Below are 14890 nucleotides of genomic sequence, written 5' to 3' on the forward strand. Positions count from 1 at the left end.
CCATGGCAACAGGCACAGTCTTTCTGGTGGGTGCGGGACCGGGTGATCCGGACCTGCTGACGCTGCGCGCCGCGCGGCTGATCGGGCAGGCGGGCATCGTCGTGCATGACGGGCTGGTGGAACCTGCCGTTCTGGCACTGGCCCCGGCCGGCGCACTGCTGGTGAACGTCGCCAAGCGCCGTGCGCATCATACCTTGCCGCAGGATGACATCAACGCGCTGCTGGTCCGCCATGCGCTGGCCGGGCGGGATGTCGTGCGGCTGAAGGGCGGCGACCCGTTCATCTTCGGCCGCGGGGGCGAGGAGGCGGAGGCCTGCCGCGCCGCCGGCGTGCCGGTTGAGGTGGTGCCGGGCGTGTCCAGCGCGCTGGGTGCCGCAGCCGCCGCGCAGATCCCACTGACCCATCGCGACCATGCCAGCATCGTCAGCTTCGTGGCGGGCCAGTGCAAGGGCCTGGCGGAACAGGACTGGGCCGGTCTGGCCGGCACGGGGCGCACGCTGGTGATCTTCATGGGCGTGAAGACCGCCCCGCAGATCGCCGAAAAGCTGATGGCCGACGGCCTGGCGCCCGACACGGCAGTGGCCGTGATCGAGAATGGCGCACGCCCGGAAATGCGGGTGCTGCGCGGGTGCCTCGCCGGGCTGCCCGACCTGGTGGCGCAGGAAGGGGTGGTCAGCCCCGCATTGATCGTTATCGGCGCCGTGACGCGCGGCAGTGACGCCGCGCTGGTCCCCGTCGCGCTTGGAGCAGCAGCAGCATGAAGATCCTGACCGGCAGCGACCTGAAGAGCGGCGCCGTCGTGTGGTGGGACGGCAGCAGCTGGTCCCTGCATGTGGAGGATGCCTGCGACGTGGGCGAGGACGCCGCCAGCATCGCCGCGCGCGAGGAAGCCGAGCGGCGCGTGGTGGTGCCCTATGCGATCGAGGCCACCACCGATGCGCAAGGCCGCGTGCGGCCGGCGCATATCAAGGACCGCATCCGCGCGCTGGGCCCCACCGTCCGCGCCGACCTGACTTTGCGACCGGCCGATCCCGAGGCCGGCACCTGGGTGATCTGATGTACCAGTATGACCGATACGACCAGCAGATGGTCGATGCCCGTGTCGCGGAGTTCCGTGACCAGGTGCGCCGCCGGCTGGATGGCAAGCTGACGGAAGACCAGTTCAAGCCGCTGCGGCTGATGAATGGCCTGTACCTGCAGCTGCACGCCTACATGCTGCGGGTGGCGGTGCCCTATGGCACGCTGAACAGCACGCAGATGCACATGCTGGGCACCATCGCGGACAAGTACGACCGCGGTTATGGCCATTTCACCACCCGTCAGAACATCCAGTACAACTGGATCAAGCTGGAGGACGCGCCCGACATCCTGGCCGAGCTGTCCACCGTGGAGATGCATGCCATCCAGACCAGCGGCAACTGCATCCGCAACATCAGCGCCGACCATTTCGCCGGTGCCGCGGCGGACGAGGTCGCCGACCCGCGCCCCTATGCGGAGCTGATGCGCCAATGGTCCAGCTTCCACCCGGAATTCAGTTACCTGCCGCGCAAGTTCAAGATCGCGGTGATCGCGTCGGAAACCGATCGCGCGGCCATGCGGCTGCACGATATCGGCATCCGCATCCACAAGAACGATGCCGGCGAGCTGGGCGCTGCCTTCTATGTCGGCGGGGGCATGGGCCGCACGCCGATGATCAGCCATCTGGTGCGCGAATGGGTGCCGCTGGATCGGCTGATCACCTATGCGGAGGCGTGCCTGCGCGTCTACAACCGCTACGGCCGGCGCGACAACAAGTACAAGGCGCGCATCAAGATCCTGCTGCACGAGATCGGCGCGGAAGATTACGCCGCGCAGGTCGATGCCGAATACCAGCAGCTGCTGGACCAGGGCGTGGAGCCGCCCTTCGCGGAGCTGCAGCGGATCCGCACCTTCTTCGCCGATCCGCCCTTCGTGGAAGGGCTGAGCGATGGCGTCGACCAGTCCGACCCGGCCTTTGCCGCCTGGGTGCAGCAGAACACGCACCTGCACCGCGTGCACGGCTACACCTCCGCCACGATCAGCCTGAAGCCGGTCGGCGGCATCCCGGGTGACGCCACCGCGGCGCAGATCCACCTGATGGCCGATCTGGCGAAGGAGTTCTCCTTCGACGAGTGCCGCGTGACCCATGCGCAGAACATCGTCCTGCCGCATGTGGAGCAGCGCCGCCTGTACGAGCTGTGGCAACGGCTGGACACGGCCGGGCTGGCGACCGCCAACCTGGACAATATCGGCGACATCATCGCCTGCCCGGGCCTGGACTATTGCAGCCTGGCCAATGCGCGGGCGATCCCGCTGGCGCAGAAGATCAGCCAGCGCTTTTCCGACAACGGCAAGGATGCGGTGATCGGCGAGCTGAAGCTGAAGATCAGCGGCTGCATCAACGCCTGCGGCCACCACCATGCCGGCCACATCGGCGTGCTGGGCGTGGATCGCAAGGGACGCGAGAACTACCAGCTGCTGCTGGGCGGCAGCGAGGGGGCGGACACGTCCCTGGGCAAGATCACCGGTCCCGGTTTCGACGAGGACGGCGTGGTGGACGCGATCGAGAAGACGACCGAGGTCTATCTGGCGCAACGGCAGGATGGCGAGCGGTTCCTCGACACCTATCGCCGGATCGGCATGGAACCGTTCAAGGAGGCGCTTTATGGCTGAGCCGATCAGCGGAACCGACAGCGAGGCGCGCGAGCTGGACGATGTTCAGTTCCGTTTCCGCGAGGACGAGATGGTCGATCACCCGGCGGTGACGGTGGATGCCTTCGTGGGGCAGACCAATGCCAGCGCCGTGCGGATCGAACCGGGCGACGATGCCCGCGACCTGCTGCCGCATCTTGGCCGCATCGCGCTGGTGGAGGTGAACTTCCCCTCCTTCGGGGACGGACGCGGCTATTCCGCGGCACGCATCCTGCGTGAAGCCGGCTACCAGGGCGAACTGCGCGCGGTGGGCGATGTGCTGATCGACCAGCTCAGCCATATGCGCCGCTGCGGGTTCGACAGCTTCGCGCCCGGCGTGCGGCTGGACGAGGAGGACGCCGCGCGCGCCTTCGCGACCTGGCCCGAAGTTTATCAGGCGGCGGTCGATGGCCGCGCGCCGATCTGGACCCTTCGGCATGGTGAGCGGAATGGTGACACCAATGGCTAGCCGTGCGCGCGACATCATCGATACCGGCCCCAGCTTCGTGCAGGCGGATGCCGATGCGCTGAACGCCCGCTTCGCCGGGGTGGATGTGCAGACCATGCTGGCGCAGCTTTTCGCCGAAGGCAGCCTGGGCCGGTTGGCGGTGGTCTCCTCTTTCGGCACGGAAAGCGCCGTGCTGCTGGACCTGGTGGCCAAGGCCGACCGGACCGTGCCGGTGATCTTCGTCGATACGGAGAAGATGTTTCCCGAAACGCTGGATTATCGCGACACGCTGATCGCCCGGCTGGGCTTCACCGACTCACGGGTTGTCCGGCCCGATCCGGCCGCGCTGCAGACAAAGGACGAGGCCGGCCTGCGCTGGGGCTGGGATCCGGACGGCTGCTGCGCGATCCGCAAGGTGGAGCCGCTGGCCCGCGCCAAGAACGGCCTGGATGCCTGGATCTCCGGCCGAAAGGCGTTCCAGTCCTCCACCCGCCAGAACCTGCCCCGGTTCGAGATCGAGGACGGGCGGCTGAAGATCAATCCGCTGGGCGACTGGACCAAGGCGGACCTGGATGCCTGGTTCGCCGCCAACGACCTGCCGCGTCACCCGCTGGAAGGGCAGGGCTACCTGTCCGTCGGGTGCGAGCCATGCACCAGCCCGGTGGCCGACGGCGAGGACCCGCGCGCCGGGCGCTGGCGCGGCTGGAACAAGACCGAATGCGGCATCCATTCCTCCAACAATCCCGCCGCGACGGGGCTAGAGGGCGAAGGCGACCTGCCACCGGGATACGAGCCGGCGTTCTAGGTTCGGCTACGGGAGCCGGGTCAGCCCCGCATTGTTCCATCGGGGTTGAGATGCACGGTCCGCCCGGTCGCGGCGGCGGCATAGATCGCCTCCATCAGGCGCAGGTCACGCAGGCCCATCTCGCCGGGCGTCCTGATCGGCGTGTTGTTGCGGATGGCGTCCACGAAATGGTCGAGCTGGCCCGCGAACTGCACTGACGGGTCGCCGGGCGACAGCTCGCGGCGGTCACCTCCGCTTTCCAGCGTCATCTTCTGGCCGGAATAGCTGGTCGCCGGCTTCAGCGTCAGCGCGCCCGTCGTGCCGCGCGCCTCCGCGAAGTTGATGCCGGCGGAATCGTAGGAGGTGGCGATCTGCGCCACGGCGCCCGACGGAAAGCGCCAATGGGACGAGACATGCGCGAAGATCTGGGCGAAGCGCGGATCGTCTGCCGGTTTGAAGGTGCTGGCGCTGATGCTCTCGGGCATCTCCCCGGCAAGGTACAGCGCCGCCTGCAGCGAGTAGATCCCCAGATCCTCCAGCGGGCCACCGCCTGCCAGGGCGCGATCGACGCGCCAGTTTTCCGCAGGAGTGGTCGGTTGCATGCGATAGGAATTCTCGGCCCGGATCAGCCGCAACTGGCCCGTGGCGTCCTGCGCCATCAGTTCCATGGCCTGCATGTTGTGCGGCTCGAAATGCGAGCGGTAGGCGATCATCAGCTTGCGGTCGGCGCGCCGGCTGGCCGCGATCATCCGCTCGCACTCGGCACTGCTGAGCGCCATGGGCTTCTCGCACAGGACATGCTTGCCCGCGGCAAAGGCCTGGATCGCCCACTCGGCATGTAGCCCGCTCGGCAGGGCGATATAGACGGCGTCGATCCGGTCATCCCCCGCGATGTTGCCGAATGTCTCGTAGGAATGGCGCGCATCCGCCGGGATGCCGTAGGCGTCGCCCACGCGGCGCAGCTTGTCCGGGTTGCCGGACACGATGGCGGCGATATGCGCGCCCTTCGCCTGCTCGAACCGGGGCATCATCTGGTTGAGCGCGTAACCGCCCAGGCCGACAATGGCGAAGCCGATGCTGTCCGAACTGCCAGGCTCCGGCGGGCTGGCGGGTAGCTCGACATTGCCGGGCATGTCCTGCCCGGTCGCGCGCACCGCACCGCGATCCTGCATCAGCGCAGCGGCCGGCCGGATGGACAGTGCCAGCGAGGCGGCGGCCGCGCCGCCACCGATGGCAAGGAACCTGCGACGTGTCTCGACCATGCTGTGCGCTCCTGTTCGGATCGTCTTGTCGCGCGGGCGGGAGCGCCTGTCGAGCCCCGCGGTTTTCACCGCTAGCACGAGCTGTAGTGTTGCGTCCTATGCAACACTCCATGTGGTTTATGCGTTATGCCGAATCATCCGCCGCAGACATAAGGGACGGGCCTTTCAGGCATCCTCTCCCAAACTTTTCAGGCCCGGTCGGCAACGACCGGGCCATTTTTTTTGTTTGCGGGAATGGCGGATATGGCCGGGCAGGTCGGGTTGCTTTTTCGACCCGAGTGCGATAACGGGCGCGGCAGAATTGTTGCCGGGCTGCGTGCAGCTTCGGCTCCTTCATCATTTTGACCCTTCACCCGCTAGAGGGGATCAGCCGAAAGAGGTGGCGTTACTTTTATGCAGATCATGGTTCGCGACAACAATGTGGAGCAGGCCCTTCGCGCGCTCAAGAAGAAGCTGCAGCGTGAGGGTGTGTATCGCGAAATGAAGCTGCGCCGTCACTTCGAGAAGCCGAGCGAGAAGCGCGCCCGCGAAAAGGCCGCCGCCGTGCGCCGCGCCCGCAAGCTGGAGCGCAAGCGCGTGGAGCGTGACGGCGGCAAGTAAGCCGTCCGGCACGGGTGGCCGGCGGGGGGCATCACCTCGCCGCTTGCAGGCCGCCATTGCTTCAGCCAAGGGGGCGCGAAAGGGATCATCCTTCGCGCCCCTTCGCATTTCAGGGATCAGCCGTTTCATGACCGAAATCACCCGCGTACCGTTGCAGCCCATCGCCAAGGGATCGCTCACGAAGCTGTGGATCGGCATCGTGATCGTGCTGCTGGCCGCCGCCGGCGTCGCCTGGGCCGCGGTGCCCAAGGTGCGGACCCTGGCCGAAGGCGTCACGATCGAGACGCTGGCCGAAGGCACCGGCCCCAGCCCGGGCGCGACCGACTATGCTCTGGTCAGCTATCGCGGCACGCTGGACGACGGCACCGTGTTCGACGAGAACCAGCAGGCGCCCATGCCGGTCGACCAGGTCGTGCCGGGCTTCTCCACCGCGCTGCAGGCGATGCAGACGGGTGGCCGTTATCGCGTGCACATCCCGGCCGCGCAGGGCTATGGCGCACAGGGCAGCGGGCCCGGCGGGCCGATCCCCCCCAATGCCGACCTGACCTTCGAGGTCGAACTGATCGAGTTCCGCACGCGGGAGGAAATCATGCAGATGCAGCAGCAGATGATGATGCAGCAGATGATGCAGGGTGGCGGCGCGCCGGGTGGCATGCCGGGCGCACCGGGCGCAGGCGGTCCTGCCGCTCCGCCGGCCGGCCAGTAAGCAGCGAGCCGAAGGAACAGCATGTCCGTCGACAAGGCCACCGTGGCCAAGATCGCCTCCCTGGCGCGCATCAGCATGGATGATGCCGCGCTGGACCGTATGGTGCCGGAACTGAACAAGATCCTGGGCTTCGTGGAGCAGCTGGGTCAGGTGGATGTGACCGGCGTGGAGCCGATGACCGCCGTTATCGCGCAGCCCCTGCGTCTGCGTGACGATGTGGTGAACGCCGACCCGCTGACCGGCGGCGGCGTGCGCGATGCGGTGCTGGCCAACGCCCCCGCGGCGGAGCACGGCTTCTTCGGCGTGCCCAAGGTGATCGAGTGATGAGCGAACTGACACAGCCCGAACTGACTCACCTGGGCGTCCAGGCGATCCGTGACGGTGTCGCCGCCGGCACCTTCACCGCGCGCGAGGTGGCCGAGGCCTGCAATGCGGCGGTCGCGGATGCCTCCGCGCTGAACGCCTTCATTGTCACCACGCCCGACCACGCGCTCGCGGCGGCGGACAAGGTGGATGCGGACCGCGCCGCCGGGCGCGAGCTGGGCCTGATGGCCGGCGTGCCGATCGGCATGAAGGACCTGTTCGCCACCAACGGCGTGCAGACCACGGCAGCCAGCCACATCCTGGAAGGCTTCACGCCGCGCTACGAAAGCACGGTCAGCCAGCGCCTGTGGGACGCCGGCGCTGGCATGCTGGGCAAGCTGAACCTCGACCAGTTCGCGATGGGCTCTTCCAACGAGACCAGCTATTTCGGTGATGTCGTCAGCCCATGGCGCAGGAACGGCAGCACTGCCGGCCTGACCCCCGGCGGCTCCTCCGGCGGCAGCAGCGCGGCGGTGGCGGCGCGGCTGGCACCGGCGGCGACCGGAACCGACACCGGCGGCTCCATCCGGCAGCCCGCCGCCTTGACCGGGATCTGCGGCATCAAGCCGACCTATGGCCGGTGCAGTCGCTGGGGCGTCGTCGCCTTTGCGTCCTCGCTGGATCAGGCGGGCCCGATGGCGCGCAGCGTGGCCGATTGCGCGCTGATGCTGCAGGCGATGGCGGGCTTCGACCCGAAGGATTCCACCAGCCTCGACCTGCCGGTGCCGGACTGGAGCGGCGCGCTGAATGCCGACCTGAAGGGCAAGCGCGTCGGCATTCCGCGCGAATACCGGATGGACGGCACCGATGCCGCCATTCTGAAGGCGTGGGACGACGGCATCGCCTGGCTGAAGGATGCCGGAGCCGAAGTGGTCGACATCAGCCTGCCGCATACCGAATATGCGCTGCCAGCCTATTACATCATCGCCCCGGCGGAAGCGTCCAGCAACCTGGCTCGCTATGATGGCGTGCGGTACGGTCTGCGCGACCTGCCGCAGGGCGCCAATCTGCAGGACATGTATGCCGCCACCCGCGCCGCCGGCTTCGGCGACGAGGTCAAGCGCCGCATCCTGATCGGCACCTATGTGCTCTCCGCCGGCTATTACGACGCTTATTACACGCAGGCGATGAAGGTGCGCGCGCTGGTGGCGCGTGACTTTGCCGAAGCGTGGGACAAGTGCGACGTCATCCTGGCGCCGACCGCCCCCAACACCGCCTTCGCGCTGGGCGAGAAGCTGTCCGATCCGCTGGCGATGTATCTGAACGACGTGTTCTCCGTGCCCGCCAGCCTTGCCGGCCTGCCGGCGATGAGCGTGCCGGCCGGGCTTGATCCTGCGGGCCTGCCGCTGGGCCTGCAGCTGATCGGCCGTCCGCTGGACGAGCAGGGCGTGCTGAACGCCGCCCTGGCGATCGAACAGCGCGCCGGCTTTACCGCGCAGCCGGACCGCTGGTGGTAGCCAGTCGGGAGGCGCTGGCCCGCCTGCCGGATGGCGGACGGTTCATCGCTCTCGATTCATTGCGCGGCGTGGCGGCGATTGCCGTGATGCTGTTCCACATGGGACCGTTCGGCTGGCTGGCCGGCGCAGGCTTCCTGCGCAATGGCTGGCTGATGGTGGACTTCTTCTTCGTCCTGTCAGGCTTCGTGATTGCCGCCAGTTATGGCGAGCGTCTGGCGCAGGGCTTCTCGCGCCGGCAGTTCCTGGCGCTGCGGCTGGGGCGGGTGGTGCCGCTGCATGTGGCCGCGGTGCTGGCGGCCAGTGCGTTCGAGCTGTTCTATGTCCACGGCGTGCTGGGGGAACGGAGCAATCCGCTGCTGTTCTGGCGCGGCCTGTTGCTGCTGGACGGCTTCGCCACCGGCGCCAACAACCATTATGCGCCGGTCAGCTGGTCGATCTCGGTCGAGATCGTGCTGTACGCCATCGCCGCCACCCTGTTCGGCCGTGGACGGCGCGGGCTGACGCTGGCGGCCTTGCTGGTCGGCGGATGCGTGGCGGCCCTGGCTCTGGAGTGGAATCACCCGGGGCTCGGCCGGCTGCTGCAACGCGGCATGCTGGGTTTCGGGCTGGGCGTCGGCTGCCACTGGCTGCACCGCCGCTGGCACGGGCAGATTGGCGCGAGCTGGCTGACGTTGCTGGAGGTGGCGAGCCTTGCCGCACTGGTCTGGCTGCTCGCGGCGATGCCGCTGGGCAACAGCACGCTGCTGCTGACATCGCCCGTCTTTGCCGCGACGGTGCTGATCTTTGCGCGGGACAAGGGCTGGGTCAGCCGGCTGCTGCAGCTGCGCCCGCTGATCGTGCTCGGCACATTGTCCTACTCCATCTACATGCTGCACATGCTGCTGATCCGCCCGCTGGCTAAGGCCGGGCCGGCGGTGCTGCAGGCAATGGGCCGGCCGGACCTTGTGGCCACCGATCCGCGCCCCTTCGGGCTCGGCACGCTGGCTCTGGACCAGGGAGCGGCCACCATCATGTCGCTGGTGATGATCGCCCTGACGGTCGGCCTGTCCGCGCTCTCCTTTCGCTGGCTGGAGGAGCCCGCCCGCCGCTGGTCGCGCGACCATGCGCGGCGCTGGGGCGCCGGCGCGGCGGAGCGGGAGGCGCTGACGATCTGAGCCTCGTGCCCAAGTGTGCAGTGCAACATAGCCGGTTCACTTGTGCAATCGCATGCTGTAAGTGGCTCGGAATGACACCGCCCGAGGACCATAGGCGATACCGTGATCTCGACGGGATCCGGGGGATCCTCTCGGTCGTGATCGTACTCGGTCATTTCGGCCTCAAGTCTTTCCTGCACAAGGTCAGCGGCGGGGTGGTGGTCACTCCCGCCTTCCCGGTCATCGTGGACTTCTTCTTCGTCCTCAGCGGTTTTGTGCTGGCGAAATCCTATGTGAAAAGGCCGCGCCCGATCGGGGAGGCGCTGATCGAGCGCGTCTTCAGGCTGTTGCCCTGCCACATGGTTGTTCTGGCGCTGCTGTTTACCATCAGGGCGCTGATGATCTGGGGCGGAACCGATCCGGCTGTGCTGAAGCCGGTCCATCCGGCCCCTCTCGCGGCCGAGTTCTTCGGGCTATACATCTTCTTCTTCGATGGTTTCCCGGGCTGGAACCAGCCGAGCTGGTCCGTGAACGTCCAGGTCTATATCACCGTGCTGCTTGGGCTCGGGGTCTTGCAACTGTGGCGGATCCCGCGAGTGACGATGTTCGCGGCCTTTGCACTGCTGGTGGTGGCGCAAGGGTGGCTGTCCTGCATCGTCACGCCCGATGTGTACTACCCGATCATGCGCGGCTTTGTCGGTATCTCGCTCGGAGCAGTGCTTGCGGCCATGATCGATCGCGGCTTCATCTCCGTTCCGACGACGCGATGGTTCGTGCCGCTGTTCCTGTGCGCCTTTGCCGTACTGATCGTGTTGCGGGATCTTGCTCCGATCATCGCGATGTTCACCCCCATCTTCATCACCCTCATCATGGTGGCCGGCACCCGGTCCCACAGCGTGTTGAGCCTGCCGCCCTTGCTGAAGCTGGGTGACCTGTCGTTCTCGATCTACATCGTGCACATGCCCGTATGGGTTCTCGTGCACTGGCTGGTCGACCTGGACGGCATCATGGGCAGCCTGGCCTTCAAGGCGGTCTGGCTCATGGTCGTGCTTGCCGCGGCATGGGTGCTGACGGAGTATGTGGAAAAACCAGGCGTGCGGCTCGGACGGAAGCTGCTCGGGCGCAAGAGGGCGGTCTCGCAGCCCGCCTAAGGCTCTTCACAGCCTGCATTGCCCGCACTAGGCAGAACTGATGAGCACTTATCGCATTCACGGCGCCACTGGCGACTGGGAGGTCGTGATCGGCCTCGAAGTCCATGCGCAGGTCACTTCCAACGCCAAGCTGTTCTCCGGCGCGGCCACCACCTTCGGGGCGGAGCCGAACGCGCAGGTCAGCCTGGTGGACGCGGCGATGCCCGGCATGCTGCCGGTGCTGAACCGCGAATGCATCCGCCAGGCGGTGCGCACCGGCATGGCGATCGAGGCGCAGATCAACCGGTGGAGCCGGTTCGACCGCAAGAACTACTTCTATGCCGACCTGCCGCAGGGCTACCAGATCAGCCAGCTGTACCACCCGCTGGTGGGCGAGGGATCGCTGACCATCGAGGCGGACGAGAAGGCGGGCATCCCGGCGGACAAGGTGATCGGGATCGAGCGCATCCATGTGGAGCAGGATGCCGGGAAGCTGATGCACGACCAGCATCCGACCATGTCCTATGTCGACCTGAACCGCAGCGGCGTGGCGTTGATGGAGATCGTCAGCCGCCCCGACATGGCGAGCCCGGCGGAAGCCGGCGCCTACCTGCGCAAGCTGCGGGCTATCCTGCGCTATGTCGGCAGTTGCGACGGCAACATGGAGGAAGGCTCCATGCGCGCCGATGTCAACGTGTCCGTCCGCCGTGCGGGAGAGCCGCTGGGCACGCGGACGGAGACCAAGAACGTCAACTCGGTCCGCTTCGTCATGGCCGCGATCGAGCATGAGGCACGCCGGCAGGTGGACCTGCTGGAGGATGGCGGCGCCATCGTGCAGGAGACGCGGCTGTTCGATCCGGGGACCGGCACCACGCGGTCCATGCGCTCCAAGGAAGATGCGCACGACTACCGCTACTTCCCGGACCCCGACCTGCTGCCGCTGGAGCTGGACGAGGCGTTCCTGGACGAGTGCCGCGAGAGCCTGCCCGAACTGCCCGATGCCAAGCGCACCCGCTATGTCGAGGCGCTGGGCCTCAGCGACTACAACGCCCATGTGCTGACCGCCGAGGTGGAGACGGCGCGCTGGTTCGAGGCGCTGCTGCTGACCAGCGCCACCGCGCAGGGCAAGCAGCCCGCCGAGGTCGCGAAGCAGGCGGCCAACTGGCTGCTGTCCGAACTGATGGGCGCGCTGAACAAGGCGGGCCGGACGCCGGGCGATGGCGCGGTGACGCCGGAGAGCGGGGCGGAACTGCTGGCGCTGGTGGGCAAGGGGACCATTTCGGCCTCCATCGCCAAGCAGGTACTGGAAGGCATGATCGCCACCGGCGATGCGCCCGGCGTGATCGTGGAGCGCGAAGGCCTGAAGCAGGAATCCGACAGCGGCGCGATCGAGGCCGCCGCCGATCAGGTGCTGGCGGCCAATGGCGACAAGGTGGCGCAGTATCGCGGCGGCAAGGCGGCGCTGTTCGGCTTCTTCGTGGGGCAGACCATGAAGGCGATGGCGGGCAAGGCCAATCCGCAGGTCGTGAACCAGGTGCTGCAGGCCAAGCTGGGGCCGGCCGGCGAGAGCTGAGCCCTATGGCGCCTCCGACCCGGTGAACGGGCGGGCATCGGTCCAGCCGCAGCCGGACAGCAGCTGCTCGCCATTCTGGACGGTGACGGTGAACGGGTAGCTCCGGTCGGACATGCCGTCGCTGCACGCCCCTTCGCTGGCCAGCAGGGTGAAGGGCGCGCCGGCCAGTTCGCCCGACCAGCTGGCCCCGCCGCGCCCGGCAAAGCGGGTGACGGTGATGCTGCGCCCCTCCGGCTCCTCCGCCGTGCTGAAGCGCAGGGTCGTGCCGCGCACCTCCCCGCCCCAGAACGGCTCCGTTCCGGTAAAGCGCAGCCGGTCGCTTTCGGCGATCCCGGCGTAAGGGCGCGGATCCTCGCCGCCGGGCAGATCATCCGGCTGGCCGTTGCAGGCGGCGAGCAGCAGCAGGGGCAGGGCGGCGGCGAAGCGGGTCATCGGCATGGGTCCCATTGTGGCAGAGGCGGGGGTTACACGGAACGGCGGATTTGTCGCCGCAGGTCCGGCCATGCGTAGGGGGCGTCCAGAACGTCGCCGATCAGTCGGTCGAGCCGGTGGATGGCGGACAAAAGCCTTGAATCATCGGGCTTTCTCCAGATCGTGCGGGCCCGGCCGCGATACAGCGCGATGTGGAACGGCCCCTCCAGTGCCAGCGTGCGCGCTTCCACCGGTGTGAACTTCCAGCGGGGCTGCTGTTTTCCCCTTATCGCGGTCTCCCATGCGGCACGGAACGAGCCGGCGCCGGGATGCTTGCGCAGGCGATAGGCGGACTCGCGGGTCAGGCCGAGCAGCTGTGCGGCCTTCCGCACGCAGGCGGTTTCGGCGAGCAGGGCGATGAAGCGGGCCTGCCGCGCGGGGGTCCAGCCGTCACGGCGGGTGCGCAGCGGGACGGGGAGGAAGGCGGGCAGCTTGAGGTAAGGTGCCCACGGCTTGTGGCGGGGCCGTTTGCTGGAGTTGCGGCGGTTGCTCATGCCCACGCGCGTAGGGGGGGCGTGTGGGTGTAGGAAAATGCTTTTGGCTGGCGTGGTGCGGGCGACATCCTCCCCGGCACGGGGAGGGGGACCGCTCGCGCAGCGAGGGGTGGAGGGGCACCCCGCGATCTCTCCGAACGCTCCTGGCCAGCTCCCTGTTGAGAGGCGGCGCGTGCCCCTCCACCACCCTGCGGGTGGTCCCCCTCCCCCGCTGGGGGAGGATTGTCCGCTTACGCCCCATTGCCGACAATGCCGACCTGGATCAAAGTGCTAAGGCGAGGTGACGAATGACCCAAGAGCGCATCTATGTTGAAAGAAGCTTCACTTTGGATAGTGACGTCATATGCTGTAGATTCTTTCAGCCGATCACGGATGGCCAAGATTACAGCTGTCGCTTTGCAATTGACTGGCCAGATGGGACGTCCGAGCGGACGATATGGGGCGTAGATGGGATACAAGCCCTTCTGCTTGCAATGCGCGCGGCACACGATGAGCTTCGGCTGAGACCGAGTTCATCGAAGATGCACGTCAAGTGGCTTGATAGCGAAGGATTGGGCCTTCCACCTGCAAGTGGAACTTGTTCGGACTGGTCGAGCGGCAATGAAGCAGAATACAGCGCTACTTTTCTCAACCATTTGTGTCGCGTAGTCAGTGAAGCAGAAGCGGCAAGATACAGCAAAGAAGGCGCAGACCTTCTGCGACGAGCTGAAGAACTTTTTCGCGAAGAGAGCAAAAGTCGTCACCCAGAACTTTGGAATGAGTAGGGCAGGCTCGCGTCTGGTTTCCACCCACAAGCGGACCTAACACCATAATGACCGTTGCCCCTGCGAAGACAGGGGTAATCCGCGGCTCCGCCGTCTTGGCGTTGCTGGTGACGAGGTCAGCTGGGCCCCTGCCGGCGCAGAGGCGACGACAGATGATGGAGTGTGGGCCACCTTGAAGGCGGCGAGCTATTCGATCGTAGTCGCTCGTGCTCGGCTCCGCGACGCGCATCGTTGTGCGGCGATACCGGTAAGCAGTGGCATCAGGGCCCGGCCAACCCTTGGAACCCCGGACCAGAGTTGGCGGTTCGGCTTTCATCACAGGAGAACACGGAATGGCCACGCTTCCCCCCGATCCCTACGCTCCTGATCCCGAGCGCAAGCCGGACGGTACGCCTGTTCCCGAGGACAGGCCGGAGACCTTGCCGGGGCCGGACAATCCGGAACCGCCGAAGATCACGCCTGACAGCGCGGGTGACGAGGCAGGTTAGACTTCCGCCCGCCCGCCGGCCCGCCGCTAGTCCAGCCAGCCGCCCGCCAGACGGTCGATCGCGGCCTGCAGGATGATCGCGGCGGCGTGCGAATCGATGCGGGTAGCGCGTTTGGCGCGGCTCATGTCCTGCGAGATCATCGCCCGCTCCGCGCTCTGGGTGGACCAGCGTTCGTCCCACAGCAGGATCGGCAGGGAAAGGACCGCGCAATTGCGGGCAAAGGCGCGCGTCGCCTGGACGCGCGGGCCGGCGCTGCCGTCCATGTTGAGCGGCAGGCCGAGCACCATCCCGGTCACGCGCCGCTCCGCGATCAGCGCGCGCAGGGTGGCCAGGTCGGCGGTGAACTTGCCGCGGGGCAGGGTCTTGCCGGCGGTGGCGAAGCCCCAGCCCGGATCGCAGAAGGCGGTGCCGATCGTCTTGGTGCCGAGGTCGAGCCCCAGCAGCACACCGCCATCGGGCAACGCGCCGGCGAAGGCGCGGGCGTCCTCCGTGATCATGGGGGGCGTGA

At 67.2% G+C, this 14890-nt stretch carries 18 protein-coding genes; 14 read left to right on the forward strand and 4 right to left on the reverse strand.

The features are described from left to right. Nucleotides 1-2 precede the first annotated feature (2 nt). From cobA to D5S08_RS11050, 5 genes are read left to right on the forward strand one after another with little or no spacing between them, the layout of a single operon-like run. A complete protein-coding gene (gene cobA / locus D5S08_RS11030) occupies nt 3-761 on the forward strand; it encodes a uroporphyrinogen-III C-methyltransferase (protein WP_121118456.1) in 759 nt (252 codons plus the stop codon). Then, nucleotides 758-1057 carry a DUF2849 domain-containing protein gene (locus tag D5S08_RS11035; RefSeq protein ID WP_121118458.1) on the forward strand — a complete coding sequence of 100 codons (300 nt, stop codon included), beginning with the start codon at nt 758-760 and terminating at the stop codon, nt 1055-1057. The genes cobA and D5S08_RS11035 overlap by 4 nt, the downstream gene beginning before the upstream one ends. After that, nucleotides 1057-2691, forward strand: a complete 1635-nt coding sequence (locus D5S08_RS11040) for a nitrite/sulfite reductase (protein ID WP_121118460.1) — start codon at nt 1057-1059, stop codon at nt 2689-2691. The genes D5S08_RS11035 and D5S08_RS11040 overlap by 1 nt, the downstream gene beginning before the upstream one ends. Beyond that, nucleotides 2684-3178, forward strand: a complete 495-nt coding sequence (locus tag D5S08_RS11045; protein ID WP_121118462.1) for a DUF934 domain-containing protein — start codon at nt 2684-2686, stop codon at nt 3176-3178. Before D5S08_RS11040 ends, D5S08_RS11045 begins: the two co-directional genes overlap by 8 nt. Continuing rightward, nucleotides 3171-3962, forward strand: a complete 792-nt coding sequence (locus tag D5S08_RS11050; RefSeq protein WP_121118464.1) for a phosphoadenylyl-sulfate reductase — start codon at nt 3171-3173, stop codon at nt 3960-3962. The genes D5S08_RS11045 and D5S08_RS11050 overlap by 8 nt, the downstream gene beginning before the upstream one ends. Nucleotides 3963-3982: 20 nt before the next feature. Here the strand turns inward: D5S08_RS11050 and D5S08_RS11055 are convergent, their stop codons facing one another. Next, entirely contained in the window at nt 3983-5203 is a 1221-nt protein-coding gene (locus tag D5S08_RS11055) for a Gfo/Idh/MocA family protein (RefSeq protein WP_121118466.1), read from the reverse strand. Between the two features lie 393 nt (nt 5204-5596). Between D5S08_RS11055 and rpsU the strand changes: the two genes are divergently transcribed. The 7 genes from rpsU (at nt 5597) to gatB (ending at nt 12165) form a co-directional block, all read left to right on the forward strand. After that, nucleotides 5597-5803 carry a 30S ribosomal protein S21 gene (gene rpsU / locus D5S08_RS11060; protein WP_121118468.1) on the forward strand — a complete coding sequence of 69 codons (207 nt, stop codon included), beginning with the start codon at nt 5597-5599 and terminating at the stop codon, nt 5801-5803. 127 nt (nt 5804-5930) lie between these two features. Next, the gene (locus D5S08_RS11065) at nt 5931-6509 is read left to right on the forward strand and encodes an FKBP-type peptidyl-prolyl cis-trans isomerase (protein ID WP_121118470.1); all 579 of its coding nucleotides are present in this window, start codon (nt 5931-5933) and stop codon (nt 6507-6509) included. Between the two features lie 21 nt (nt 6510-6530). Continuing rightward, nucleotides 6531-6833, forward strand: coding sequence for an Asp-tRNA(Asn)/Glu-tRNA(Gln) amidotransferase subunit GatC (gene gatC, locus D5S08_RS11070; protein ID WP_121118472.1), 303 nt, complete (start codon nt 6531-6533; stop codon nt 6831-6833). Further along, nucleotides 6833-8329, forward strand: a complete 1497-nt coding sequence (gene gatA / locus D5S08_RS11075; RefSeq protein ID WP_121118474.1) for an Asp-tRNA(Asn)/Glu-tRNA(Gln) amidotransferase subunit GatA — start codon at nt 6833-6835, stop codon at nt 8327-8329. Before gatC ends, gatA begins: the two co-directional genes overlap by 1 nt. Beyond that, nucleotides 8323-9483 (forward strand): acyltransferase family protein, encoded by a 1161-nt coding sequence (locus tag D5S08_RS11080; RefSeq protein WP_121118476.1) that lies wholly within the window; start codon nt 8323-8325, stop codon nt 9481-9483. Before gatA ends, D5S08_RS11080 begins: the two co-directional genes overlap by 7 nt. Before the next feature lie 71 nt (nt 9484-9554). Continuing rightward, on the forward strand, nt 9555-10613 hold the full coding sequence (locus D5S08_RS11085) for an acyltransferase family protein (RefSeq protein WP_121118478.1): 1059 nt from the start codon (nt 9555-9557) through the stop codon (nt 10611-10613). Between the two features lie 40 nt (nt 10614-10653). After that, nucleotides 10654-12165: an Asp-tRNA(Asn)/Glu-tRNA(Gln) amidotransferase subunit GatB gene (gene gatB, locus D5S08_RS11090; RefSeq protein ID WP_121118480.1), complete on the forward strand. Its 1512-nt coding sequence runs from the start codon at nt 10654-10656 to the stop codon at nt 12163-12165. 3 nt (nt 12166-12168) lie between these two features. Here the strand turns inward: gatB and D5S08_RS11095 are convergent, their stop codons facing one another. Together D5S08_RS11095 and D5S08_RS11100 are read right to left on the reverse strand one after the other, a co-directional pair. Then, the gene (locus tag D5S08_RS11095) at nt 12169-12597 is read right to left on the reverse strand and encodes a COG3650 family protein (RefSeq protein WP_241557357.1); all 429 of its coding nucleotides are present in this window, start codon (nt 12595-12597) and stop codon (nt 12169-12171) included. 32 nt (nt 12598-12629) lie between these two features. Beyond that, complete coding sequence (locus D5S08_RS11100) at nt 12630-13130, reverse strand: hypothetical protein (protein WP_121118484.1); 501 nt, start codon at nt 13128-13130, stop codon at nt 12630-12632. A 287-nt stretch (nt 13131-13417) separates the two neighbouring features. Between D5S08_RS11100 and D5S08_RS16450 the strand changes: the two genes are divergently transcribed. Together D5S08_RS16450 and D5S08_RS16695 are read left to right on the forward strand one after the other, a co-directional pair. Then, nucleotides 13418-13894 (forward strand): DUF6968 family protein, encoded by a 477-nt coding sequence (locus tag D5S08_RS16450; RefSeq protein ID WP_126665543.1) that lies wholly within the window; start codon nt 13418-13420, stop codon nt 13892-13894. Nucleotides 13895-14226: 332 nt separating this feature from the next. Further along, nucleotides 14227-14382: a hypothetical protein gene (locus D5S08_RS16695; protein WP_155522970.1), complete on the forward strand. Its 156-nt coding sequence runs from the start codon at nt 14227-14229 to the stop codon at nt 14380-14382. A 26-nt stretch (nt 14383-14408) separates the two neighbouring features. Here the strand turns inward: D5S08_RS16695 and ruvX are convergent, their stop codons facing one another. Beyond that, nucleotides 14409-14879, reverse strand: a complete 471-nt coding sequence (gene ruvX, locus D5S08_RS11110; protein ID WP_121118669.1) for a Holliday junction resolvase RuvX — start codon at nt 14877-14879, stop codon at nt 14409-14411. Between the last annotated feature and the right edge of the window lie 11 nt (nt 14880-14890).

This window comes from Croceibacterium ferulae, from assembly GCF_003660445.1.
In the GTDB taxonomy this organism is placed as follows: Bacteria; Pseudomonadota; Alphaproteobacteria; order Sphingomonadales; family Sphingomonadaceae; genus Croceibacterium; species Croceibacterium ferulae.

Coding starts and splice junctions, on each gene's coding strand:
- cobA (WP_121118456.1), top strand. CDS start 3: ATGGCAACAGGCACAGTCTTTCTGGTGGGTGCGGGACCGGGTGATCCG.
- D5S08_RS11035 (WP_121118458.1), top strand. CDS start 758: ATGAAGATCCTGACCGGCAGCGACCTGAAGAGCGGCGCCGTCGTGTGG.
- D5S08_RS11040 (WP_121118460.1), top strand. CDS start 1,057: ATGTACCAGTATGACCGATACGACCAGCAGATGGTCGATGCCCGTGTC.
- D5S08_RS11045 (WP_121118462.1), top strand. CDS start 2,684: ATGGCTGAGCCGATCAGCGGAACCGACAGCGAGGCGCGCGAGCTGGAC.
- D5S08_RS11050 (WP_121118464.1), top strand. CDS start 3,171: ATGGCTAGCCGTGCGCGCGACATCATCGATACCGGCCCCAGCTTCGTG.
- D5S08_RS11055 (WP_121118466.1), bottom strand. CDS start 5,203: ATGGTCGAGACACGTCGCAGGTTCCTTGCCATCGGTGGCGGCGCGGCC.
- rpsU (WP_121118468.1), top strand. CDS start 5,597: ATGCAGATCATGGTTCGCGACAACAATGTGGAGCAGGCCCTTCGCGCG.
- D5S08_RS11065 (WP_121118470.1), top strand. CDS start 5,931: ATGACCGAAATCACCCGCGTACCGTTGCAGCCCATCGCCAAGGGATCG.
- gatC (WP_121118472.1), top strand. CDS start 6,531: ATGTCCGTCGACAAGGCCACCGTGGCCAAGATCGCCTCCCTGGCGCGC.
- gatA (WP_121118474.1), top strand. CDS start 6,833: ATGAGCGAACTGACACAGCCCGAACTGACTCACCTGGGCGTCCAGGCG.
- D5S08_RS11085 (WP_121118478.1), top strand. CDS start 9,555: ATGACACCGCCCGAGGACCATAGGCGATACCGTGATCTCGACGGGATC.
- gatB (WP_121118480.1), top strand. CDS start 10,654: ATGAGCACTTATCGCATTCACGGCGCCACTGGCGACTGGGAGGTCGTG.
- D5S08_RS11095 (WP_241557357.1), bottom strand. CDS start 12,597: ATGACCCGCTTCGCCGCCGCCCTGCCCCTGCTGCTGCTCGCCGCCTGC.
- D5S08_RS11100 (WP_121118484.1), bottom strand. CDS start 13,130: ATGAGCAACCGCCGCAACTCCAGCAAACGGCCCCGCCACAAGCCGTGG.
- D5S08_RS16450 (WP_126665543.1), top strand. CDS start 13,418: ATGACCCAAGAGCGCATCTATGTTGAAAGAAGCTTCACTTTGGATAGT.
- D5S08_RS16695 (WP_155522970.1), top strand. CDS start 14,227: ATGGCCACGCTTCCCCCCGATCCCTACGCTCCTGATCCCGAGCGCAAG.
- ruvX (WP_121118669.1), bottom strand. CDS start 14,879: ATGATCACGGAGGACGCCCGCGCCTTCGCCGGCGCGTTGCCCGATGGC.